The following is an 18,807-nucleotide window of genomic DNA, read 5'->3' on the forward strand; positions in this document are numbered from 1 at the left end:
ATGCCCGTGCGGCCCGCCTGAGCCTTGGGCCCATTGTGTTGCCGTTTGCGGCAGCCCGGGTAGTAACCCATTACCGCATGCAGCCTGCCGCCGCGGCTGGCTGTCCGACCGAGTCCCCATGCCCAATACCACCATCCAGTCGTCCGCCCTTGGCGACGTCACCCACTACCTGCGCGAACGCATCCGTACCGTGCCGGACTGGCCGCAGCCCGGTGTCATGTTCCGCGACATCACGCCGCTGCTGCAGGACCCCAAGTCGCTGCGCGTACTGATCGATGTCTTCGTGCACCGCTATATGGACGCCCGGCTTGACATGGTGGCAGGCATCGACGCACGCGGCTTTATCCTCGGCGCCATCCTGGCCTACGAACTCAACCTTGGCTTCGTGCCCATCCGCAAGAAGGGCAAGCTCCCCTTCCAGACCGTGGCGGAGGAGTACGAGCTCGAATATGGCAGCGCCACGGTCGAAATCCACGCCGATGCCTGCAAGCCCGGTGACCGCGTGCTGCTGGTGGACGACCTGATCGCCACCGGCGGCACCATGATGGCCGGCCGCAAGCTGCTGGAACGCCTGGGCGCCACGGTGGTGGAGGGCGCCGCCATCGTCGACCTGCCCGAGCTGGGAGGCTCGCGCCACCTGCTCGACAGCGGCCTGCCGCTGTTCACGGTTTGCCGCTTCGACGGACACTGACGCCTGCCCAGGGATCATCAGCGCTCCGCCCATCCCAGGCGGGGCGCGGTGTTGCGGCCCTTCCAAGCCATACGTCCATGGCGTTGCCCGCACATGCACGCGGGAGCATAATGCCCCATTGACAACGATACGATGGCCGGGCGGAATCGTGCGATCTGCATTTGCTTATCTGCATTTGCGTCCGCAAGCGATGGAGGCACCGGTCACATTAGGGCGGACCATGGGCGTACTACTTCATTTGCTTTCCGGCGTGGCGCTGCTGGTGTGGGGCACCAACATTGTCAAGGTCGGCATCCTGCGCGTGTATGGCGCCAACTTGCGCCACGTGCTCTCCTCCAGCATTTCCAACCGCTTCACGGCGTTTGCCGCCGGCCTCGGCGTGACCGGGCTGGTCCAGAGCAGCAACGCAACCGCGGTCATCGTCAGTTCCTTCGTGGGCCAGGGCCTGATCGCCGTGGCCCCGGCGCTGGCCATCATGCTGGGCGCCAACGTCGGCACCGCGCTCATGGTGCAGGTGTTTTCGCTGGACCTCTCGTGGCTGTCGCCGCTGCTGATTTTCGTCGGCGTGATCCTGCATTTGTCCTGGAAGGGCAACAAGCCCGGCCACGTGGGCCGCGTACTGATCGGCCTCGGGCTGATCACGCTGGCACTCGAGCTGATTTCCATCGCCACCCGGCCCGTGGTGCAGGCCGCCGGAGTCAAGGTGCTGTTCGGTACGCTCACCGGCGATCCCACGCTGGATATGCTGATCGGCGCCTTCCTCACCATCCTGTGCTATTCCAGCCTGGCAGTAGTGCTGTTCTGCGGGGCGCTGGCCTCGGCCGGGGTGGTGTCGCTGCATGTGGCGATGGCGCTGGTGCTGGGCGCCAACCTGGGCTCCGGCATCTCCGCGCTGCTGACCACCTCCGGCAATAACCAGCCCGGCAAGCGCGTCACCCTGGGGAACCTGCTGTCGCGGCTGCTCGGCTGCGTGATCGCGCTGCCTTTGCTGGGGCAGGCCGAGCACCTGCTGGCGCTGGTCGATGCCGATCCGCAGCGGCTGGTGGTCAATTTCCACCTGCTGTTCAACGTGGCGCTGGCGGTGCTGCTGCTGGGCGCCACCGGTCCGCTGGCACGCCTGTGCGAAAAGGTGCTGCCGGGCCGCAACACCGGCGACAGCCAGGTCACTCCGCGCCACCTTGATCCGGCCGCGCTGCCCACGCCCGCGCTGGCGCTGTCCAATGCCGCGCGCGAAGTGCTGCGCATCGGCGACCGCATCGAGCAGATGCTGGACAATATGCTGCGCGTGCTGCGCACCAACGATGCCAAGCTGGCCACCGCCACCTGCCGCATCGACGACGAGGTGGACGATCTCTATACCGCGATCAAGCTCTACCTGACCCAGATCAGCCTCGAAGCGCTGGACGAGCGCGATGGCCGGCGCTGGACTGAAATCATCTCGCTCACCATCAACCTCGAACACGCCGGGGACATCATCGAACGTATCCTGCAGGACGCGCGCGACAAGAAGATCGCCCATAACCTGGCGTTCTCGGAAGCGGGCATGCAGGAGATCTCGCAGATGCACGCGCGCGTCGTGGCCAACCTGCGCCTGGGGCTGTCGGTGTTCCTCTCCGGTGACCTGAAAAGCGCGCAGCAACTGATGGCCGAGAAGGCCACCTTCCGCGATCTGGAGCGCAAGTTCGCCCGCAGCCATCTGCAGCGCATCGCCGTGCAGACCGCCGAGAGCATCGAGACCAGCTCGCTTCACCTTGATGTGATCAGCGACCTGAAGCGCCTGAATTCGCTCTTCTGCGCCACTGCCTATCCGGTGCTGGAAGAGGCAGGCGTGCTTAACCGCAGCCGCATGAAGGAAGACGACAGCGAACCGCCGACGCGCGCAATGCCGTCCGCGCAGGCGCACTGAAGGGCCCGCATGGAGGATCGGCTACAGTTTGTAGCCGATCTCCCGAAGCAGGTCCCGCCGCCACGCAATGTCGAGCTCGGTTTCCAGCCCGAGCGGCGAAGCGCCATCGACCACGCCAAGCACCGCGCGCCCCTGCGCGGTCTGCGCCACCACCACTTCGGTCGGGTTGGCCGTGGCGCAGTAGATCCTGCATACTTCCGGCACCGCGCGCACCGCGGTCAGCACATTGACGGGATAAAAGCCATCGCCAAGAAACAGCAGGAAGCTGTGGCCGGCGCCGATCGCCATCGCGTTCTCGCAGGCCAGGTCGATCATGGCATCGTCGGTGCCGGACCAGCGCACCAGGCGCTTGCCCGAGGCCTCGCAGAACGCCAGGCCGAACCGGATGCCCGGCACCGCGCCGACGAGCGCCTCGTGGATATCGTCCACGGTCTTGATGAAATGCGACTGTCCAAAGATGAAATTGGTCGCCTCGGGCTTGGTGACCGGCACTACGATGAACTCCATGGCCGTGCTCCTGCGTTGGCCTGCGTCAGTCGTCAGATCGGCTTCGAATGGCCCTTCGCAGTCTATGGTAGGCCGGGCAGGGTCGAATGCAAGGTGCCGCGCGGGACTACTTGCCCGGCGGGGACGTGCCGTTGCGGCGCCGGCTTCGCATGTGCCGGAGCATGATTGCGATAGCCGCGAGCAGGAGCGCGCCGCCTGTCGTCAAGGACACGGTGGCAAACATCCCGCCGCCGGTATTGCTTGCGGCTTGGGCCGCGCTGGCGGGCTCCGCTGGCCGGGCGGCTTGCGTGGAAGGGGCGGATGCCGCTGGCGCGGCTGGCTCTTCGAGCGCGCGCGCCTGCGGCGCGGCCAGGTCGATCGGTGTGACGGTCGCCTGCGCCGCGGCCGGGCTGGCGGCAATGGCGCCGCCGAGCAGCAGCGCGCATTGCCAGGCGCAAAGGATCAGGCGGGAACCCAGGCGCACGGCACCCACTCAGCGGCGCTCGAGCAGCGGCGCCAGGTACTTGCCGGTAAAGCTGGCCTTGCTCGCGGCCACGGCTTCCGGCGTGCCCTTGGCGATCACCTGGCCGCCGCCGGCGCCGCCTTCGGGGCCCATGTCGAGCAGCCAGTCGGCGGTCTTGATCACGTCGAGGTTGTGCTCGATGATGACCACCGTATTGCCCTGGTCGCGCAGCTTGTGGATGACCTTGAGCAACAGCTCGATATCGTGGAAGTGCAGGCCCGTGGTGGGCTCGTCCAGGATGTAGAGCGTGCGGCCGGTGTCGCGCTTCGACAGTTCCAGCGACAGCTTGACGCGCTGCGCCTCGCCGCCCGACAACGTGGTCGCGGACTGGCCCAGGCGGATGTAGCCGAGGCCGACATCGAGCAGCGTTTTCAGCTTGCGCCGGACCACCGGCACCGCCAGGAAGAACTCGTGCGCCTGCTCCACCGTCATGTCGAGCACTTCGTGGATGTTCTTGCCCTTGTAGAGCACCTCCAGCGTTTCGCGGTTGTAGCGCTTGCCGTGGCAGACGTCGCAAGGCACGTACACGTCGGGGAGGAAGTGCATCTCGACCTTGATCACGCCATCGCCCTGGCAGGCTTCGCAGCGGCCGCCCTTGACGTTGAACGAGAAGCGGCCCGGATCGTAGCCGCGCTCCTTGGCCGACGGCACGCCGGCGAACAGCTCGCGGATCGGCGTGAACAGGCCGGTGTAGGTGGCGGGGTTTGAGCGCGGGGTACGGCCGATCGGGCTCTGGTCGACGTTGATGACCTTGTCGAAGTGCTCCAGCCCATCGATGCGGTCGTGCGCCGCGGGCTCGGCGGTGGAGCCGTACAGGTGGCGCGCCACCGCGTGGTAGAGCGTGTCGTTGATCAGCGTCGACTTGCCCGAGCCGGAGACGCCGGTCACGCAGGTGAGCAGGCCCACCGGGATATCGGCGCTGACATTGCGCAGGTTGTTGCCGGTGGCATTGATGATGCGCAGCAGCTTTTCCTCATCGGGCGCGGCGCGCTCCTTGGGCACCTCGATGCGGCGCGCGCCGGACATGTACTGGCCGGTGAGCGAGTTGGCCGATTGCTCGATCTGCAGAGGCGTGCCTTCGGCGACGATCATGCCGCCATGCACGCCCGCGCCCGGGCCGATGTCGACCACGTAGTCGCAGGCGCGGATCATGTCTTCATCGTGCTCGACCACCAGCACGGAGTTGCCGATATCGCGCAGGTGCTTGAGGGTGCCGATCAGCCGGTCGTTGTCGCGCTGGTGCAGGCCGATCGATGGTTCGTCCAGCACATACATCACGCCGGTCAGTCCCGAGCCGATCTGCGAAGCCAGCCGGATGCGCTGCGCCTCGCCGCCCGACAGCGTGTCGGCGCTGCGTTCCAGCGACAGGTAATCCAGTCCCACGTTATTGAGGAAGTTCAGGCGCGCGCTGATTTCCTTGACGATCTTGTCGGCAATCTCGCGCTTGGCGCCGTGCATGTCCAGCGTAAGGAAATACGTGAGCGCGTCGCGCAGCGGCCAGCCATTGATCTCGTAGATGGCGCGCGCCTGGTCGTTTTCGCCCAGCTTGACATGGCGCGCCTCGGTGCGCAGGCGGGTGCCATGGCAGGCGGGGCAGGCCTGGTTGTTCTGGTACTTGGCCAGTTCCTCGCGCACCGCGATCGAGTCGGTCTCGCGGTAACGCCGCTCCAGGTTGGGGATGATGCCCTCGAAGGCATGCTCGCGCACCGTGGTGCGGCCGCGCTCGTTCATATAGGTGAACGGGATCTCCACTTCGCCGGAGCCATGCAGCACGACTTCCTGCACCTCGGCCGGCAGGTCCTCGAAGGCCGTATCGAGTTCGAACTCGTAGTAGGCCGCCAGGCTCTGCAGCATCTGGAAGTAGAACTGGTTGCGGCGGTCCCAGCCCTTGATGGCGCCCGAGGCCAGCGACAGGTTGGGGAAGGCCACCACCCGCTTGGGGTCGAAAAAGGTGATCTGGCCCAGGCCGTCGCAGGTCGGGCAGGCGCCCATCGGATTGTTGAACGAGAACAGGCGCGGCTCGAGTTCCTGGAGCGAGTACGAGCAGATCGGGCAGGCGAACTTGGAGCTGAACACGTGCTCCTGGCTGGTATCGATCTCCAGCGCGACGGCGCGGCCGTCGGCCAGGCGCAGGGCGGTCTCGAACGATTCCGCCAGCCGCTGCTTGATGTCGGGGCGCACCTTGACGCGGTCCACCACCACCTCGATGGAGTGTTTCTCGGTCTTCTTCAGCTTGGGCAGCGCGTCCACCTCGTAGACCACGGCCGGCGCCTCATGCGTGGTGCCGCCGCCCGAACGCACGCGAAAGCGCACGAAGCCCTGCGCCTGCATGGTGTCGAACAGGTCGGAATGCTCGCCCTTGCGGTTGGCCACCACCGGCGCAAGGATCATCAGTTTGGTGTCTTCCGGCAGCGCCAGCGCGGCGTCCACCATCTGCGACACGCTTTGCGCCTGCAAGGGCAGATTGTGATCGGGGCAGTAAGGCGTACCGGCGCGGGCGTACAGCAGGCGCAGGTAGTCGTGGATCTCGGTGACCGTTCCCACGGTTGAGCGCGGGTTGTGGCTGGTGGCCTTCTGTTCGATGGCGATCGCCGGCGAAAGCCCTTCGATCAGGTCGACGTCCGGCTTTTCCATCAGTTGCAGGAACTGGCGCGCGTAGGCCGACAGCGACTCCACATAGCGGCGCTGGCCCTCCGCGTACAGGGTGTCGAAAGCGAGGGAGGACTTGCCCGATCCGGACAGCCCGGTAATCACGATCAGCTTGTTGCGCGGCAGATCGAGATTGATGTTCTTCAGGTTGTGGGTACGGGCACCACGGATTCTAATTTCTTCCATATACCGATTGTCTTCGCCAGGCGGGGCCGCCGGTCAGGTCGACAGGCCGGGTCTCACGGAATTTCAAGAAAAAAGCATGCCAGCAGGGCTGCAGCCGGCTTCAGGCCAGCCCCAGGCCGGGCTTTGCCAGCCTGCGCCGGGGCTTGCGGCGTCCGATCCGGACCCTAAAGCGCAGCGGAGCAAACCTGTTAATATACCGAACTTCGGTTTCCGGGGGTTGCATGGGCCATCAGACGTGTCCTGCAATGCCCACATCCGGCATGCTGCTGAGGGTTGTCAGGCAAGGATGCTTCCGTCCTGCCGGGCGCCCGGCGCAACGGTGACAGAAGGGGCCGCAATTTCCGGGGCCGCAACTTCCGCTCCGGCCATGGATCGAAGTTGTCGCCGCCCCGTCAGCATCGGGGTGATGCGGTACGTGCGCGGTGCACGAGCCGGCAATCCGTCAGAGAAACTCCCCACGATCGCAATGTCGTCGATCCATAGCTCCTCCCAAGATGCGGCCAAGGCCGACGATTCCAAGGTTCAGCCCGCCGCCGGGCGCGACCGCATGACCCGTATGGAACTGCGGGCCAGCATTTCGCTGGCCAGCATCTTCGCGCTGCGCATGCTGGGCCTGTTCCTGATCCTGCCCGTCTTCACCGAATACGCCAGCGGCCTGCCCGACGGACACGACGCCCAGCGTGTGGGCCTGGCCATGGGCATCTACGGCCTGATGCAAGCTTTCCTGCACATTCCGCTGGGCTGGCTGTCCGACCGCGTCGGCCGCAAGCCGGTGATGGTGGCGGGCCTGCTGCTGTTCATCGCCGGTGGCCTGGTGGCGGCCGGTTCGGACACGCTCACCGGCATCATCCTCGGCCGTGCGCTGCAGGGCATGGGCGCGATCTCCGCCGCCATTACCGCCTGCATCGCAGATCTCACCCGCGAGCAGCACCGCACCAAGGCCATGGCAATGGTGGGAGGCAGCATCGGCCTGACCTTCGCGCTGTCGCTGGTGATTGCCTCGCCGCTGCTGCACAGCATCGGCATGCCGGGCATCTTCACGCTGATGTCGGTGCTGGGCGTGATCGCGATCCTGGTGACGCTGTTCCTGGTGCCCACGCCGCCGCCGCCGCATCCCGTGCGGCTGCCGTTCCGCGCCGTGCTGCTCAATGCGGACCTGATCCGCCTGAATGTCGGCGTGCTGGCCTTGCACGCGTCCCAGGTGGCCATGTTCATGGTCGTGCCGGCCATGCTCAGCGACGCCGGCATGCCGCTGGATCAGCACTGGAAGGTCTACCTGCCGGTGGTGCTGGTCTCGTTCGTGCTGATGCTCGGGCCAATGATGGCCGCCGAGCGCTACGGCAAGGTGCGCCCGGTGCTGCTCGGCGCGGTTGGATTGATGACCGCGGTGCAGTTGATGTTCGCCGCCGTGCACGGTTTGTGGGGAATCGTAGGTGTGCTGCTGCTGTTCTTCGTGGCATTCAACGTGCTGGAGGCGATGCAGCCCTCGCTGGTGTCGCGCTATGCCGCCGCCGCGCGCGGGGCGGCGCTTGGCGTTTACAACACCACGCAGGCGATGGGCCTGTTCCTGGGCGGTGTGGTCGGTGGCTGGCTGCTCAAGCACGAAGGTCGCGGCGCGGTCTTCCTCGGCTGTGCCGTGGTACTGCTGCTCTGGCTTATAATCGCCTGGAACATGAAGTCGCCGCCGGCCCGGAAGAGCAGTTCCCCGGCCGTCGCCGCCTGAAGTGGGCGGCCAGCGTGGCGGCCGGCCTGAAAGGGCCGGCCGCATCACTTCGTAAAGCTTTTTGCCGCAAATAGGCACTAGCATGACCGCGCGTCCGACTTCTTGGCCGGGGGCGCGTTATTCGTTTACGCATCAGTCAAGGCATTGCCACGCCGCTTGCAGCAGAGGGCGTGGCCCTGGGAGAACATTCACATGGCATCGATCAACAAAGTCATCCTCGTCGGCAACCTGGGCGCGGACCCCGAAACCCGCTACCTGCCCAGCGGCGACGCAGTGAGCAACATCCGCCTGGCGACCACCGACCGCTACAAGGACAAGACCAGTGGCGAAATGAAGGAAGCCACCGAGTGGCACCGCATCGCCTTCTTCGGCAAGCTGGCCGAAATCGCTGGCCAATACCTGCGCAAGGGCTCGCAGGTCTATATCGAAGGCCGCATCCGCACCCGCAAGTGGACCGACCAATCCGGCGCGGAAAAGTACAGCACCGAGATCGTCGCCGAGCAGATGCAGATGCTGGGCTCGCGCCAGGGCATGGGCGGCGGTGACCGCGGTGGTGACGACATGGGCGGCGGCGGTTACGGCGGTGGCCGTGAATCGTCGGGCGGTGGCGGTGGCGGCTACGGTGGTGGTGCACGCAGCGGTGGTGGCCAGGCGGCCGGTGGCCAGCAGGGTGGCGCTGCGCGCCGTCAGCAGCAGGCGCCGTCGAACGGGTTTGAGGATATGGACGACGATATTCCGTTTTAACCTTGCGTAATCAGAACCTGTAAAGATCAACCCCGCCTACAAGCGGGGTTTTTTCTTTTGGATCCGTATCTTCTGGGGCGGTGATACGCCGAGATCCCGGGCCATGGGCGTGGCCAGCATGGCTGGCAGATGGTAGGTTGAACCCCATGCCAGTGTCTGGGCAATGCCCAGCCTGGCGACCACACTACTTGTTGGCTCCATGGCCATCCCGTTCGTTGATTACTCGACTTCGCCGCTATCGGTATCGCTGACCTGAGCGTCCTTCTCATGACTCATTGCTGCCGCCGCGAGCGTGGCGGCAATAGCCGGCGCTGCTTCCTTGCGCTCGCTGTACCGGTCCGTCAGGTAGTCGCTGCGATCGCGAACCAGCAGCGTGAACTTGTAGAGTTCCTCCATGACATCGACCAGGCGGTCGTAGTAGGAGGAGGGTTTCATGCGGCCGTTGGCGTCGAATTCCTGGTACGCCTTGGCGACAGATGACTGGTTCGGGATCGTCACCATTCGCATCCAGCGCCCCAGCACGCGTAGCGCGTTGACGGCGTTGAACGACTGCGAGCCGCCGCAGACCTGCATCACCGCCAGCGTACGCCCCTGTGTGGGCCGAATCCCGCCCATCTCCAGCGGCAGCCAGTCAATCTGGTTCTTGAAGACGGCAGTCAGCGTGCCGTGGCGTTCGGGACTGCACCACACCTGACCCTCCGACCACTCCGAGAGCTTGCGCAGTTCGACCACCTTCGGATGGTCCGCCGGCACGCTGTCGGCCATGGGCAGGCCATGTGGGTTGAACACGCGGGTCTCCGCGCCAAAATGCTGCAGAATCCGTTCGGCTTCCTGCACGAGCAGGCGGCTGTACGACGTCTCGCGCAGCGAACCGTATAGCAGCAGGATCCGGGGCGGATGGGTGCTGATGCGTGCGGGCTCCAGCTTGTGCAGGTCAGGCGTGCCGAGTACAGCGGACACGATGTTGGGCAAGTTCGTGCTCATTGGACCTTCCGTCCTTGTGCATCGATCACGACCTCACCGTCCTCCTTGGAGAACGCGCCTTGCTGAGGCGAGGACAAGATGTCGATCACGACTTCCGACGGCCGGCACAGCCGCACGCCAAGCTTCGTGACGACGAAGGGCCGGTTAATCAGGATAGGATGGGTCAGCATGGCATCGAGCAACTGGTCATCGGTCAGCGCCGGATCGGAGAGACCCAGTTCGGCGTAGGGCGTGCCCTTCTCGCGGATAGCTTCGCGCACGGTAAGGCCAGCATCGCGGATCATCGCCTGCAACGTCTGCCGGTCCGGTGGCGTGTTCAGGTATTCGATGACGATCGGCTCGATGCCAGCATTGCGGATCATGGCCAGAGTGTTGCGCGACGTGCCGCACGCAGGGTTGTGATAGATGGTGACGGACATGTTGGTTCCTCAATGCGATTCGTACCAGCGCTGCGAGCGGTTGACCACGCCCACAACGAAGAGCATCACCGGCACTTCGATCAGCACGCCCACGACGGTGGCGAGCGCCGCGCCGGATTGAAAGCCGAAGATGCCGATGGCGGTAGCCACGGCCAGTTCGAAGAAGTTGCTTGCGCCGATCAGTGCCGATGGGCCAGCCACGCAGTGGGCTACGCCGAGCTTGCGGTTCAGCAGGTAGGCCAGGCCGGAGTTCAGCAGTACCTGGATCAGGATTGGCACGGCCAGCAAGAGAATGATCAAGGGCTGTTCGACGATTGCATTGCCCTGGAAGCCGAAGAGCAGCACGAGCGTGGCGAGCAGTGCTGTGATCGAATAGGGGCCCAATGCGTTGACAACGCGCTTGTATGTGGCTTCGCCGCGGGCCAGCAGCGCCTTGCGGATGACCTGCGCGATCAGCACCGGAATGACGATGTAGAGCCCGACCGAGGCGATGAGCGTATCCCACGGGACGGTGATCGAAGAAAGGCCCAGCAGCAGGCCGACGACAGGCGCGAAGGCCACGACCATGATCGCGTCGTTGAGCGCCACCTGCGACAGCGTGAAATACGGATCGCCCTTGCAGAGCTGCGACCAGACGAAAACCATCGCGGTACAAGGCGCCGCGGCCAGCAGAATCAGGCCGGCTATGTAGCTGTCGAGCTGGTCGGCCGGCAGCCATGCCGCGAAAAGGTGGCGAACGAAGATCCACCCCAGCAATGCCATCGAGAATGGCTTCACGAGCCAGTTCACGAAGAGCGTCACGCCGATACCGCGCCAGTGGCCCGCGACCTGGCCCATCGCGCCGAAGTCGATCTTGATCAGCATGGGAACGATCATGATCCAGATCAGCGCGCCCACCGGCAGGTTCACCTGCGCCACTTGCATGGCGCCGATCGCATGGAACACCGCTGGCAACCATTGGCCGAGCAGGATGCCGGCGACGATACAGAGCGCAACCCAGACGGTCAGGTAGCGCTCAAAGAAGCCGATGGCACTGGGTTGCCTTGCCCCGGCCGTCCGTTGTGCCGTGCTCATTCCCCTGACTCCACGAGTTGTTCGCCGATGGCGCGCATGCCCCTCTGGATGGCGTTGCGGTCCAGCACGTGCAATGGCAGGTTCACGAACTGGCGCACGCGATTCAGGATCTGGCGGAACACCTGGTCGAACACCTTGCGCTTCTCTTCGTCGGAGCCCTGAATGGCTGCGGGATCCAGGAAGCCCCAATGCGCCGTGATGGGCGTGCCAGGCCAGACCGGGCAGACCTCGCCGGCGGCCTGGTCGCAGACGGTAATGACGAAGTCCATCTTGGGCGCACCGGGTACGGCAAACTCGTCCCAGCTCTTGCTGCGCAGGCCCGAAATGTCGTAGCCGATCGACAGGCAACGCTCGATGGCAAAGGGATTCACCGTGCCCGACGGATGGCTGCCTGCGCTGTAGGCGTGGAAGCGGCCTTTGCCGAGCACATTGAACAGTGCTTCGGCCATGACGCTGCGGGCGGAGTTGCCGGTGCATAGCACCAGGACATTGAAGATCTTGTCGGACATAGTGGTCGTCGGGGCGAGCAGGGGCCTCCTCGTCCGAGGATCGGTAGCGGAGGCGTTGTTAGCGAAAGCTCAGCAGCAGCCGGATTCCGGCGCGCAGCGGGCGGTCTTTGCAGGTTGCTTCGGAGCGGTGTTCAATTGGGTCGGCGCGCAACAGGCGGCGGCTTCAGCGCTGCGATTGCGCGATTCGCCATACGTCGGCGCACTACCGAGCGTGTGGAAGGACTCCCACGCAATGCCTTGCGGGTCGACAGACCAATGCTTGTCCGAGGTCGCGTAGCAGCAGTTCGTCGCGGCCTGCGATTGCATTGGCAGGTCGGCATTGGCCAGCCGCGTCTGCATCTCCGCGAGTTCCGCGTCCGTCTCCACCTGGATACCCAGGTGGTCAATGCCGAGCATCCCGGTGCGATTGGAGATGGCGAAGTTCACGCGAGGGTCTTCCAGCGCCCACTTCGCATAGTCGTCCCTGACGATGGTCGGTTCCGCGTCGAACAGCGCGGTGTAGTAGCGGATGCTTGCGGGCAGATCGGCCACGCTGACGTGGACGTGAAAGCGCTTCATGGTCAGGACTCCGTGGCAACGGAACAGGAAGGTACCGGCGAACACGGCGTGCCGCCGCAGCAGTTCTCGGTGAGGTAGCCAAGCAAGGCATTCATGGTCTCGAACTGAGCCATGTAGATGATCGACCGGCCTTCCTGACGGCTTGCCAGCAGGCCGGCCCGGTGCAATTCCTTGAGGTGGAACGACAGCGACGAGGCTGGCATCTCCATCAATTCAGCAATGCGGCCCGCCGGCAGGCCTTCAGGCCCCGCCTGCACGAGCAGGCGGAACACGGCCAGACGGATGGCGTGAGCAAGTGCGGCGAGCGCTTCGAGCGCGTTATTGGTTTCCATGATTCGACTATAGTCGAATCATGGAATTGGTGCAATCGCCAGTTAGTGACACGGAAAGATCGTAGACATTGCCTAGGTGATTCGGACGCATCGGCCGAGGGAAAACCCAAGTGCAACCTTGCGGCCACAGGCATCTCATGACTGCCGTCTGATTCCATAAATCATATATATGAGTTAGTTGACTAGAAGCGACGTTGCCTACTATGATGGGACCGCCCAGCATCGCTCAAGCCCCCCCTCACATTTTGCTGATCGAATCCGTCCTTTCGCAGACGCAACTCACGCCCCTCGAACTCGCCTGCCTGGCGCCCATCGTGCTGTGGGCCTATACGATCTTCGGGCTGACGGGGTTCGGCTCTTCCATCATGGCGATGCCGCTGCTCACGCAGATCGTCCCGCTGCGCACCGCGGTGCCGATGATCCTGTTCTTCGATCTTGTCGCGGGAACCCTGCTGGGCGTGCGCAGCCGCAGCCATGTGCATGTGGGTGAGTTGCGGCGGCTGCTGCCGAGCGTCGTGATTGGCATGGTTGCAGGCCTGGCGCTGCTGATGTTCGCGCCGGAGCGTCCGCTGCTGCTGTTGCTCGGCTTGTTCGTGTTGCTGTATTCCGCGTGGAACCTGCTGTTCAAACGCGGCTTCAGCGAGCTGGATACGCGGCTGTCGGTGCCGTTCGGCGTAGTGGGCGGCATGCTGACCGCGATGTTCGGCACTGGCGGCCCGCTCTACACGATCTACCTGGCAGGGCGCTTGCGAGACGCCGCGCAGTTGCGGGCCACCACCAGCACGCTGATCGTGCTGACGGCGTTCGGGCGGTTGATACTGTTTGCGCTAGCGGGGCTGTACGCCAATGCCGCCATCTTCACGCTGGCGGCGCTGCTGATGCCGTGCGCCATTGCCGGCTACTTCGCGGGCGGCTGGCTGCACCGGCGCATCGCGCCGGCGAAAGTGATCCGCGTGGTATGGACGATCCTGATCGCTGCGGGGCTCGGCCTGGTTTATCGCAGCGCGCTGGGATAGGGCACCGGCGCGCTGCGTCTCTCACTTGCGTGCCACCACCGGCGCGGGCACGCCTTCCATCTGCACATTGACGCAGGCCGGCAGGCCCGACGCGATGGCGCGCTGCACCGCTGGCAACAGCTGCTCCGGCGTTTGCACGAATTCACCATATCCGCCAAACGCCGCGCAGACCTGATCGTATCGCGAGGGAAGCAGTTCGCATCCCACCAGCCTGTCCTTGCCGTAGCTGTTGAGCTGGATTTGGTACTCCGCATTCCAGCGCGCGTCATTGCCAACCACGGCGACGAAGGGCAGCCCGTAGCGTACCGCCGTGTCGAACTCGGCGATATGAAAGCCCGTGGTGCCGTCTCCCATCATGGCGATGACCGGCGCGTCCGGCTTGGCCAGCCGCGCCGCCAGCGCCATCGGCAGGGCGCTGCCGATGGCGCCCGCCGGACCGTTGATGACGCGGTGCGGCGCTTGCAGGCAGGCTTGCGCCCATTGCCCGAATTCGCCGCCGTCGGAGACCAGCACCGCCTCCGGATGGCTGTCCAGGATCGGCTGCAGGGGACTGCACACCTGGACCGGGTGCAGCGCGTGCGTCGACGACGCGGTCTTCCATGATTCGGGACGATGGCGGATTGCAGCCTTCACGTCCTCCAGCCATGCATGATGCTGCTCCCGCCCGGCCGCGCAGGCGATCAGTTGCGCGAAGGCGCTGCCGATATCCGCGCGCCGTGCGAGCAGCAAGCGGGCACCGGCCGCACGGCGGCTTCGCTCCAACTCGGCATCGTCCGCATCGATCTGCAGGAAGTTGCAGCCGGCCGCGAAGGCGGGAGACTGGCCGAACTTCAGCGTGAAGTCGAGGCGCTTGCCCAGCAGCAATATGCAGTCGGCCTGCGCCAGCATCTGCGCGAAGGCGCCGAGGCTCGGATCGTTGTTGCCACGGGGGCTTTCCATGCCGACGACGGGAATGCCGGTGCGCGCTTCCAGTTCCGCCATGCGGCTGCGCCCGCGAGCCGTGAGCCACGCGGGACCGGCGAGGATCAACGGGCGCTTTGCCGCCGCCAGTGAAGCCAGTACGTCGGAGGTCGTCTGCGCATCGAGCGCGGGCGCTTCCTGCGGCGTGGCGATCGAGGCCGGCACGCCGGCATGCGTCACGGCATTTTCCAACGCATCGGTGGGCAGGCTGAGGTGCACCGGGCCGGGCCGTCCGGATGCCGCGATGCGCATGGCCAGCGCGATATCGGCAGCAACGGTGTCCGGGCTGGCGCAGGCCCACGACGCCTTGGTGACGGGTGCGGCCATCTCGACTTGCTGCATTTCCTGAAAGGCGCCAAAACCGCGCTGGCTGTTCGGCGCATGGCCAGACAGCAGGACCAGCGGCGACTCCGACATCTGCGCGGTATAGAGCGCGGATACCGCGTTGGCGTGGCCGGGTCCGCCGGTGACCATTGCCACGCCGACTTCGCCCGTGATGCGCGACCACGCATCGGCCATGTGCACGGTGGCGGCTTCATGGCGCGCGTGGATCAACGCGATTTCCGCGTCGAGGCAGGCGTCGAACACCGGCATGATGTGATTGCCCGACAGGGTGAATATGCGCCTGGCACCGGCCTTGGCCAGCGTGCTGGCCAGCGCATCGGCGCCGCGATGGGACTTCGCCATGGGAATTCCTATTTGAGCTGAATGTTGAGGGACTTGCCCAATTGTTCGTACATTGCCACCTGGGCTTCGACAAACCTGTGCGTCTCGGACGGCGACAGGATCATGGGGATCGAGGCAATGGTGAGGACCCCGGTTTTCCATTGCGGATCGCTCGCGACTTTCGGTAGCACCGCAGCCCATTTTTCGACCAGGGCGGGGTCCATGCCCGGCGGGCCGTACAGCGCGCTCCAACCATTGAGCGCTTCCAGCCGGGGATGGCCGGTCTCGCTCGCGGTCGGTACGTCGGGCAGCTCCGGCAGGCGCTGCGGCGAGGTGGTCACCAGCGCGCGCAGTTTTCCGCCCTTGATATTTCCGATCAATGCGGTCAGGTTGTTGCAGGTGAAATCGACTTCGCCGGAGAGTACCGCCGCGGTAGCCTCGCCGCCGCCCTTGTAGGCAACCTGCACCACCGCCTGTTTGTCGAGCCGCGCCGATTGCAGCAAGGCCTGGGTTGTCAGGTTCAGCACCGTGCCAGGGCCGGAGGTGCTGTAGTTCAGCTTGCCGGGCTGGCTGCGGATGACGGCGATCAGGTCGTCCAGCGTCTTGTAGGCGGCTGCCGTCCTGACCACGCAGACCACCGGGTTCAGTTCCAGCAGCCCGAGCAGCGTGAAGTCATTCCACTTGTAGCCCAGGTCGGGCTGCAGCGCCGGCAGGATCGCCTGCGCACCGACGCGGCCGAGCAGCAGCGTCTGTCCGTTCGGCTTCGCGTCGCGCACGAACTGCGAGCCGATGGCGCCGCCGGCGCCGGCCTTGTTGACGACCACCAGGGTTTCGCCGGTCACGTTCCTTACCCCGGCGGAGAGGTTGCGCGCCGAGAGGTCCGCATCTCCGCCCGCGCTGTAAGGCACCACAACGGTAATCGGCCGCGCAGGGGCGCTTTCGGCCGATGCAAGACCGCCAACGCAGAGCAGCATGGCGGCGAGCGCCGCCGCGCGCAGTGTCTTCTTCTTGTTCATTGAGTCTCCTCCACCTAGGCACTACATCAGGCCGCCTCCTCCAGGATCGTCTGCCCCGGAGCGACGCGGGTAAATTGCACGGGAGAGCGGGTCAGCTGCAGCATGCCGTCGCGCTGGCGCACCACGGTGAAGCTGGACCCGGGCAGGTCCCCGGTCGCAGGGAAATCCTCGCGAAAATGCGCGCCGCGCGAATCCTCGCGGGACAGAGCGGCTTCCACGATGACCTGGCTTACGCCGATCAGGCTGCCGAGGTTCATCCAGTCGTGCCACGTGACGTTGAACGCGCGATGGCCGCCGGCGACGCCGGTTGCCTTCAGCGCCTGTTCCAGTTCCGCTAGGCGTTGACGAGCCCGCAGCAAGCCGTCGCGCGTGCGCATGATGCCGACGTGGTCCCACATGCAGTCGAACAGCGCCTCGCGGATCGGTTCCAGGCTGCCGGCGGGCTTGCCGAATGGCGCTTCCATGGCGGCGATGGCGGCTGCGATCGCGGCTTCGTCGGGCGCGCGCAGCGTGTTGTTGCGCCGCGTCCAGGCGGCCATGGTGTCGCCGGCGATGCCGCCGAACACGGTCGAGTTGGCGACGCCGTTGCCACCCAGGCGGTTCGCGCCATGCACGCCGCCCGTGTCTTCGCCGGCGGCAAACAGGCCGTGCAGCTCGGTGCTGCAGTCGGGGCGGAACTGCACGCCGCCCATCATGTAGTGCGCGGTTGGCACCACCTCGACGAGATCGCCGGCAAGGTCGAAGCCGCAGTCCCCGCAGCGCTCGACCATGCCCTTGAACTGCTTGCGCACCTTGTCGGGACCGAGATGGCTCATCTGGATATACGCGCCGCCATTGGGCGAAGTCCGTCCCGCGCGCATCTCCGCATAGATCCCGCGCGACACGATGTCGCGCGTGGCGCGTTCGCCGCGCGGATCGTAGTTGTGCATGAAGCGCTCTTTGTCGCCGTTGAGCAGGTAGCCGCCGGCGCCGCGCAGGCCTTCTTCCAGCACGGTGCCCGTCATGCGCGTGTCCTTGCCCGCCAGCAGCCCGGTGGGGTGGAACTGCACCATCTCCATGTCGCGCAGGGGCAGGCCGGCGCGCAGCGCCATCGCCAGGCCGTCGCAGCTCTTGTCTCCCGAGGGCGTGTGGAACTTGTACATGGTCGGCCCGCCGCCCGTGGCCAGCAACACGGCCTTGGCCTGCACGAACACGAATTCGCCGTTGCGCATATCGATCATCAGCACGCCGGACAACGACTTGCCGTCCGGCGTCTTGATCAGCTCGACGGCACGGTGTTCTTCCAGCCGGTTGATGCCGCGGCTCCAGACCTGCTCGGCCAGCCGGTTGATGATCTCGATGCCGGTCAGGTCGCCCTTGTGCACGGTGCGGTCGAAGGTCTGCCCGGCGAAGGCCTTCTGGTGGACCGTGCCATCGGGGTTGCGGTCGAAGAAGCAGCCCAGCTCGTTCTCTAGTTCGTGGATGCGTTCGACCGCCTTGGTGACCAGCGTCCACGCCAGGTCCTGGTCTGACAGCCACTTGCTGCCTTCCACGGTGTCCATGAAATGGCGCTCGACCGAATCGCCCTGCGCCAGCGCCACGTTGTAGCCGCCCTGGACCATGCGGGTGCAGCCGCATTTGCCCAGCAGGCCTTTCACGGCCACGGTGATCGACAACTCCGGCGCTTGCTGGTGCGCGTGCAGCGCGGCGAACAGCCCGGCGCCGCCGGAGCCGAGGATCAGCACGTCGGTCTGCAGTCGCTTGATGGTCTTCATGGTTTTGCCACTCCCAGGCTGGCCAGCACGGCAGCGCGCTGGTCTGCGGTGTTTTGTTTGACGGCGGTGTAGAGACTGTTGCCGTGGCTGTCCATGGCCACCAGCAGCGGGCCGAAATCGCGGATGCGGAAGCGCCACAGTGATTCGGGGTTGAGGTCGTCGAGATCCACGTCCTCGATCTGTTCGATCCAGGTGGTTTCCAGCGCCGCCGTGCCGCCGATGATCGCCAGGTAGACGCCGCCCAGTTCCTGGAACGCCGCCTGCGAGCCTTCGCGCATGCCGCCCTTGCCGACGATCATGCGTACGCCGTTCTGCGTCATCAGCGGGCGGGTGAAGCGCTCCATGCGGTCGGAGGTGGTGGTGCCGATGCAGATCGGCTGGTAGCCGGCGGGATGCTCCGCGCTGGCCGGCACTTTGCGCACATTGGGCGCGGTATGGATGACCGCATGGCCGCCGAGATCGAAACGCGTTGCGCGGCCGCGGTCGAACATATGGATCTGCGTGGCGTCGCGGATGCCGAACAGGGTTTGCTGCAAGGTCACGGTGTCGTTGACGCGCAGCTGACGGATCTGTGCCTCCGTCACGGGCGTGGAGAGTTCGTAGTGCGCCAT

The 18,807-nt window shown here is 65.4% G+C and carries 18 protein-coding genes and 1 pseudogene; 5 read left to right on the plus strand and 14 right to left on the minus strand.

Annotated elements, in window-relative coordinates; translation table 11 throughout:
* Positions 1-118: 118 nt before the first annotated feature.
* Together AC1DS6_RS13985 and AC1DS6_RS13990 are read left to right on the plus strand one after the other, a co-directional pair.
* Complete coding sequence (locus tag AC1DS6_RS13985; RefSeq protein WP_441627035.1) at positions 119-691, plus strand: adenine phosphoribosyltransferase; 573 nt, start codon at positions 119-121, stop codon at positions 689-691.
* A 220-nt stretch (positions 692-911) separates the two neighbouring features.
* Positions 912-2,597 carry a Na/Pi cotransporter family protein gene (locus tag AC1DS6_RS13990; protein ID WP_441627037.1) on the plus strand — a complete coding sequence of 562 codons (1,686 nt, stop codon included), beginning with the start codon at positions 912-914 and terminating at the stop codon, positions 2,595-2,597.
* Positions 2,598-2,618: 21 nt separating this feature from the next.
* On the opposite strand, the gene AC1DS6_RS13995 is transcribed toward AC1DS6_RS13990, so the two are convergent.
* From AC1DS6_RS13995 to uvrA, 3 genes are all read right to left on the minus strand, one after another.
* Complete coding sequence (locus tag AC1DS6_RS13995; protein WP_035868363.1) at positions 2,619-3,104, minus strand: adenosine-specific kinase; 486 nt, start codon at positions 3,102-3,104, stop codon at positions 2,619-2,621.
* A 106-nt stretch (positions 3,105-3,210) separates the two neighbouring features.
* Entirely contained in the window at positions 3,211-3,567 is a 357-nt protein-coding gene (locus tag AC1DS6_RS14000; protein WP_441627039.1) for a hypothetical protein, read from the minus strand.
* 9 nt (positions 3,568-3,576) lie between these two features.
* Positions 3,577-6,441 carry an excinuclease ABC subunit UvrA gene (gene uvrA, locus AC1DS6_RS14005; RefSeq protein ID WP_441627041.1) on the minus strand — a complete coding sequence of 955 codons (2,865 nt, stop codon included), beginning with the start codon at positions 6,439-6,441 and terminating at the stop codon, positions 3,577-3,579.
* A 466-nt stretch (positions 6,442-6,907) separates the two neighbouring features.
* Between uvrA and AC1DS6_RS14010 the strand changes: the two genes are divergently transcribed.
* Together AC1DS6_RS14010 and AC1DS6_RS14015 are read left to right on the plus strand one after the other, a co-directional pair.
* A complete protein-coding gene (locus tag AC1DS6_RS14010; RefSeq protein WP_441627043.1) occupies positions 6,908-8,164 on the plus strand; it encodes an MFS transporter in 1,257 nt (418 codons plus the stop codon).
* Positions 8,165-8,356: 192 nt separating this feature from the next.
* The gene (locus AC1DS6_RS14015; protein ID WP_441627045.1) at positions 8,357-8,908 is read left to right on the plus strand and encodes a single-stranded DNA-binding protein; all 552 of its coding nucleotides are present in this window, start codon (positions 8,357-8,359) and stop codon (positions 8,906-8,908) included.
* Between the two features lie 75 nt (positions 8,909-8,983).
* On the opposite strand, the pseudogene AC1DS6_RS14020 reads toward AC1DS6_RS14015, so the two are convergent.
* From AC1DS6_RS14020 to AC1DS6_RS14050, 7 genes and pseudogenes are all read right to left on the minus strand, one after another.
* Positions 8,984-9,109, minus strand: a pseudogene (locus AC1DS6_RS14020) (MFS transporter); the annotation flags it as partial.
* Between the two features lie 18 nt (positions 9,110-9,127).
* The gene (gene arsH, locus AC1DS6_RS14025; protein WP_441627047.1) at positions 9,128-9,892 is read right to left on the minus strand and encodes an arsenical resistance protein ArsH; all 765 of its coding nucleotides are present in this window, start codon (positions 9,890-9,892) and stop codon (positions 9,128-9,130) included.
* Positions 9,889-10,311 carry an arsenate reductase (glutaredoxin) gene (arsC, locus tag AC1DS6_RS14030; protein WP_441627049.1) on the minus strand — a complete coding sequence of 141 codons (423 nt, stop codon included), beginning with the start codon at positions 10,309-10,311 and terminating at the stop codon, positions 9,889-9,891. Before arsC ends, arsH begins: the two co-directional genes overlap by 4 nt.
* Before the next feature lie 9 nt (positions 10,312-10,320).
* Positions 10,321-11,385, minus strand: coding sequence for an ACR3 family arsenite efflux transporter (gene arsB, locus AC1DS6_RS14035; protein WP_477102598.1), 1,065 nt, complete (start codon positions 11,383-11,385; stop codon positions 10,321-10,323).
* Complete coding sequence (locus AC1DS6_RS14040; RefSeq protein ID WP_441627053.1) at positions 11,382-11,894, minus strand: arsenate reductase ArsC; 513 nt, start codon at positions 11,892-11,894, stop codon at positions 11,382-11,384. Before AC1DS6_RS14040 ends, arsB begins: the two co-directional genes overlap by 4 nt.
* A 69-nt stretch (positions 11,895-11,963) precedes the next feature.
* Positions 11,964-12,452, minus strand: a complete 489-nt coding sequence (locus AC1DS6_RS14045; RefSeq protein ID WP_441627055.1) for an ArsI/CadI family heavy metal resistance metalloenzyme — start codon at positions 12,450-12,452, stop codon at positions 11,964-11,966.
* A gap of 2 nt (positions 12,453-12,454) precedes the next feature.
* The gene (locus AC1DS6_RS14050) at positions 12,455-12,784 is read right to left on the minus strand and encodes an ArsR/SmtB family transcription factor (RefSeq protein WP_441627057.1); all 330 of its coding nucleotides are present in this window, start codon (positions 12,782-12,784) and stop codon (positions 12,455-12,457) included.
* Between the two features lie 203 nt (positions 12,785-12,987).
* On the opposite strand from AC1DS6_RS14050, the gene AC1DS6_RS14055 reads away from it, so the two are divergent.
* Complete coding sequence (locus AC1DS6_RS14055) at positions 12,988-13,800, plus strand: sulfite exporter TauE/SafE family protein (protein WP_477102599.1); 813 nt, start codon at positions 12,988-12,990, stop codon at positions 13,798-13,800.
* 21 nt (positions 13,801-13,821) lie between these two features.
* Here the strand turns inward: AC1DS6_RS14055 and AC1DS6_RS14060 are convergent, their stop codons facing one another.
* The 4 genes from AC1DS6_RS14060 to AC1DS6_RS14075 are packed head-to-tail and all read right to left on the minus strand — an operon-like array spanning position 13,822 to position 18,807.
* Positions 13,822-15,447, minus strand: coding sequence for a thiamine pyrophosphate-binding protein (locus AC1DS6_RS14060; RefSeq protein WP_441627061.1), 1,626 nt, complete (start codon positions 15,445-15,447; stop codon positions 13,822-13,824).
* A gap of 8 nt (positions 15,448-15,455) precedes the next feature.
* Positions 15,456-16,442: a Bug family tripartite tricarboxylate transporter substrate binding protein gene (locus AC1DS6_RS14065; protein WP_441627063.1), complete on the minus strand. Its 987-nt coding sequence runs from the start codon at positions 16,440-16,442 to the stop codon at positions 15,456-15,458.
* A 26-nt stretch (positions 16,443-16,468) separates the two neighbouring features.
* Complete coding sequence (locus AC1DS6_RS14070) at positions 16,469-18,196, minus strand: L-aspartate oxidase (RefSeq protein ID WP_441627065.1); 1,728 nt, start codon at positions 18,194-18,196, stop codon at positions 16,469-16,471.
* Positions 18,193-18,807, minus strand: a complete 615-nt coding sequence (locus AC1DS6_RS14075) for a fumarate hydratase C-terminal domain-containing protein (RefSeq protein WP_428180691.1) — start codon at positions 18,805-18,807, stop codon at positions 18,193-18,195. Before AC1DS6_RS14075 ends, AC1DS6_RS14070 begins: the two co-directional genes overlap by 4 nt.

This window comes from Cupriavidus sp. 05L310, from assembly GCF_056398185.1.

What these genes read in the sequence shown, in the direction of transcription:
- AC1DS6_RS14070 (WP_441627065.1), bottom strand. Translation starts at nt 18,196, where the DNA reads ATGAAGACCATCAAGCGACTGCAGACCGACGTGCTGATCCTCGGCTCC.
- AC1DS6_RS13995 (WP_035868363.1), bottom strand. Translation starts at nt 3,104, where the DNA reads ATGGAGTTCATCGTAGTGCCGGTCACCAAGCCCGAGGCGACCAATTTC.
- AC1DS6_RS14015 (WP_441627045.1), top strand. Translation starts at nt 8,357, where the DNA reads ATGGCATCGATCAACAAAGTCATCCTCGTCGGCAACCTGGGCGCGGAC.
- arsB (WP_477102598.1), bottom strand. Translation starts at nt 11,385, where the DNA reads ATGAGCACGGCACAACGGACGGCCGGGGCAAGGCAACCCAGTGCCATC.
- arsC (WP_441627049.1), bottom strand. Translation starts at nt 10,311, where the DNA reads ATGTCCGTCACCATCTATCACAACCCTGCGTGCGGCACGTCGCGCAAC.
- AC1DS6_RS14040 (WP_441627053.1), bottom strand. Translation starts at nt 11,894, where the DNA reads ATGTCCGACAAGATCTTCAATGTCCTGGTGCTATGCACCGGCAACTCC.
- AC1DS6_RS14060 (WP_441627061.1), bottom strand. Translation starts at nt 15,447, where the DNA reads ATGGCGAAGTCCCATCGCGGCGCCGATGCGCTGGCCAGCACGCTGGCC.
- arsH (WP_441627047.1), bottom strand. Translation starts at nt 9,892, where the DNA reads ATGAGCACGAACTTGCCCAACATCGTGTCCGCTGTACTCGGCACGCCT.
- AC1DS6_RS14075 (WP_428180691.1), bottom strand. Translation starts at nt 18,807, where the DNA reads ATGGCGCACTACGAACTCTCCACGCCCGTGACGGAGGCACAGATCCGT.
- AC1DS6_RS14055 (WP_477102599.1), top strand. Translation starts at nt 12,988, where the DNA reads ATGATGGGACCGCCCAGCATCGCTCAAGCCCCCCCTCACATTTTGCTG.
- AC1DS6_RS13990 (WP_441627037.1), top strand. Translation starts at nt 912, where the DNA reads ATGGGCGTACTACTTCATTTGCTTTCCGGCGTGGCGCTGCTGGTGTGG.
- AC1DS6_RS14010 (WP_441627043.1), top strand. Translation starts at nt 6,908, where the DNA reads ATGTCGTCGATCCATAGCTCCTCCCAAGATGCGGCCAAGGCCGACGAT.
- AC1DS6_RS14050 (WP_441627057.1), bottom strand. Translation starts at nt 12,784, where the DNA reads ATGGAAACCAATAACGCGCTCGAAGCGCTCGCCGCACTTGCTCACGCC.
- AC1DS6_RS14045 (WP_441627055.1), bottom strand. Translation starts at nt 12,452, where the DNA reads ATGAAGCGCTTTCACGTCCACGTCAGCGTGGCCGATCTGCCCGCAAGC.
- AC1DS6_RS14065 (WP_441627063.1), bottom strand. Translation starts at nt 16,442, where the DNA reads ATGAACAAGAAGAAGACACTGCGCGCGGCGGCGCTCGCCGCCATGCTG.
- AC1DS6_RS13985 (WP_441627035.1), top strand. Translation starts at nt 119, where the DNA reads ATGCCCAATACCACCATCCAGTCGTCCGCCCTTGGCGACGTCACCCAC.
- uvrA (WP_441627041.1), bottom strand. Translation starts at nt 6,441, where the DNA reads ATGGAAGAAATTAGAATCCGTGGTGCCCGTACCCACAACCTGAAGAAC.